The following is a 2,616-nucleotide window of genomic DNA, read 5'->3' on the forward strand; positions in this document are numbered from 1 at the left end:
TGTGTTTGATTGTTAAAAATCACAATAGAGATTCTTTCATCGCCTGCCTATTCTTTTTTTAATTCTTCTGTGCACTTCAAACTTGAAAAGACTAACTAAAAATCTATGTAAAAGAAGAAGCTCCCAGTTCAGCTAAACAAGTTGTCAATTTTGCCAAAGACCACTTTGGAATATGTTATACACCATCAGCTATGGTTTCTTTATTGCATCGGTTAAACTTTACCTATAAAAAGCCTAAGAGCCTGTTTAAAATCTTTTCAAAATTAGAGCAATAAAAGCAAGAAGCACCATATTCGGACTTGTATGTAGTTTTCTTTCATCTGCTAAAACATTTTTTACACCGAACAAATGGTTTTTATGTAGTGAAAATGCTTCTATACACCCATTTCTGTCAGTGATATTAGCGGTGGTAATGTGATACGATTTAGCACGCAAAGGCATCTTCATCCCACGAGCCCCGTTACGGTTACCATCAAAATAGAACTTATTTCCTACATCTACCCTTACATACAGCTAAAGGTAGATTGTTCCAAAGGCACCTATATCCGCTCTTTAGCACATGATATAGGCATCCTTCTCGAATCAGGAGCCCATCTATCTCAGCTTAACAGAACAAAAAGCGGCCTCTTTCAGCTCATCCATTGCTGCGATGGAGAGCGTTTATTTGAAATAGGCTATAATTGGTCTGATTATTTACAAAGAAACAGCTTATAGAGCTTCAGGTTTCAAGGCTACCAGCTTTCATCATGGTCAGATTCATTCTCTGAATCTGAACTAGAAGGTACCAAGCTCTTTCTTCTATTGCTCATTGGTTCCAACATAGGACTGCTTTTCATTGTGGCTAATATACCACTAGCAATTGTATTCCGAGTACTAATGCCAGAATCTTCCTCTTTTAATTTTTTAATATGATCCTCTATCTTTTTTAATTTTTTAGTACAATACTTTCGTGTTTTTTCGGGAAGGTTTTGACATTTAGATAAAATATTTAACAAACATTGTATGCATTCCATAATTTTTACAAGAGAATCTAAGTCTTTTATTTTTTCAAAAATATTGTCCGTACATGAACTAATTGGATCTTTCATTTGTTCTTTTAGATCAAATTTATTATTGAATTTATTCACTTTATTGCTAAAGTATTTTTTCCACTCATTCGAGAGTTTAGATTTGCTAATATCTTGACCTTTTTCATAACAAACTCTAACTAATTCAAGCAATAAAGTCGATGGGTAATCTTTAACAGTTTGCCTCATATAGTCAATAGTAAGTACTTTATTTAGCTTTGGTCTTTCTTTAATTTGTTCTGGCCATCCTTTACTGGTTATAGACTCTTTTGAAGTACTAGGTTTGTCTGCATCAACTTCTTCTCGTATCCTTTTACCTTTATTAACAGGTGCATTTAATGAACTCTTTGAACTTGGCAGCGGTGGTGGTGGTGGAATATTTGGTGGTTGCAAATTACCTTTATTAACAGGTTCATTTAATGAACTCTTTGAACTTGGCAGCGGTGGTGGTGGAATATTTGGTGGTTGCAAATTACCTTTATTAACAGGTTCATTTAATGAACTCTTTGAACTTGGCAGCGGTAGTGGTGGAATATTTGGTGGTTGCAAATTACCTTTATTAACAGGTTCATTTAATGAACTCTTTGAACCTACTCCGCTTCCTATCTGTTCTTCAAAAAGACTCTGAGTTTTAGTTGCTCCTGAAGGCATCTCTTTTGTATGCAAAGGACTAATTTTTCTATTTACTAAATAAGCAATACCTATAACTCCTATAGATCCAATAGCAGGAAGTAATACTGACCAAATACAGGATACAAGCAATCCAACACCTCCTGCTAACCCTAAAGCAGATGAAACAAATCGAAGACTGTGTTTTTGAATAAAACTAGGTTGTTGCAAAACAGGAGATACCTTAGATCCTTGATTATTTGATTGTTGAGATAATAACACAGGATGGGTTTGATTATTTAATAATGGAAATATATTACCAAAATCAACCACTAATCGATTACTTGATAAATCGAAGTTTCCTTGTACTGTAAGCTGTGTCATATAAACCTTTAATTAAAAAATTAAATTTATAAAATTAATTCATCATTTTATATTAGAGAATCTCCTAATCGCCCAAGACTTGTATAAAATAAGCTTGCTCATTTTAGAAGATCTTAGAATGGAAATAAGTAATAGAGTTCTTCTAACACCTAAATTTTAAGTTCATAGTTGTACAATCCTGCCAAAAGACTGAAGCGTAATCCAAATCTTTTTCTCCTATTCCGATAGCGGTCTGAAATTATTTTGAATCGTTTTAACATTCCTATCACGTTCTCTAGCGGCGGAATTCTTCTGGTTTCAGGTTTTTAATGTTCTCAAATCTCATATCACCTCACGAGTGAAGCAATATATACTAGTTTGATTTCAAATTAAGAATTGCATAATTAGGTTTTTTTGAAAAAACTACTCTATCTTTCAAGAAGATGTTATTTTTTATATAAAAAATGTTTATGCATTCAAACTCTTAGAGCCTGTTTAAAATCTTTTCAAAAGTAGATCAATAAAAGCTAGAACCACCATATTCAGGCTTGTATGTAGTTTTCTTTCTCAATTTTTC

Annotated in this window: 3 protein-coding genes and 1 pseudogene; 2 read left to right on the plus strand and 2 right to left on the minus strand. The window is 33.1% G+C overall.

Annotated features, from left to right (window positions below):
* The first annotated feature begins 101 nt into the window (after window positions 1–101).
* Window positions 102–275: a winged helix-turn-helix domain-containing protein gene (locus tag RHOW815_RS09195; RefSeq protein WP_215217736.1), complete on the plus strand. Its 174-nt coding sequence runs from the start codon at window positions 102–104 to the stop codon at window positions 273–275.
* Between the two features lie 139 nt (window positions 276–414).
* Window positions 415–714, plus strand: coding sequence for a pseudouridine synthase family protein (locus RHOW815_RS07775; RefSeq protein ID WP_245397498.1), 300 nt, complete (start codon window positions 415–417; stop codon window positions 712–714).
* A 17-nt stretch (window positions 715–731) separates the two neighbouring features.
* Here the strand turns inward: RHOW815_RS07775 and RHOW815_RS07780 are convergent, their stop codons facing one another.
* Both RHOW815_RS07780 and RHOW815_RS07785 read right to left on the minus strand, forming a co-directional pair.
* On the minus strand, window positions 732–2,060 hold the full coding sequence (locus RHOW815_RS07780; RefSeq protein WP_215217735.1) for a hypothetical protein: 1,329 nt from the start codon (window positions 2,058–2,060) through the stop codon (window positions 732–734).
* 149 nt (window positions 2,061–2,209) lie between these two features.
* A pseudogene (locus RHOW815_RS07785) lies at window positions 2,210–2,335 on the minus strand (IS5/IS1182 family transposase); the annotation flags it as partial.
* Window positions 2,336–2,616 lie beyond the last annotated feature (281 nt).

The organism is Candidatus Rhabdochlamydia sp. W815, assembly GCF_018642185.1.
Lineage (GTDB): Bacteria > Chlamydiota > Chlamydiia > Chlamydiales > Rhabdochlamydiaceae > Rhabdochlamydia > Rhabdochlamydia oedothoracis.

Excerpts from the sequence above, each read along its gene's own strand:
- RHOW815_RS07780 (WP_215217735.1), bottom strand. The coding sequence starts at position 2,060 with ATGACACAGCTTACAGTACAAGGAAACTTCGATTTATCAAGTAATCGA.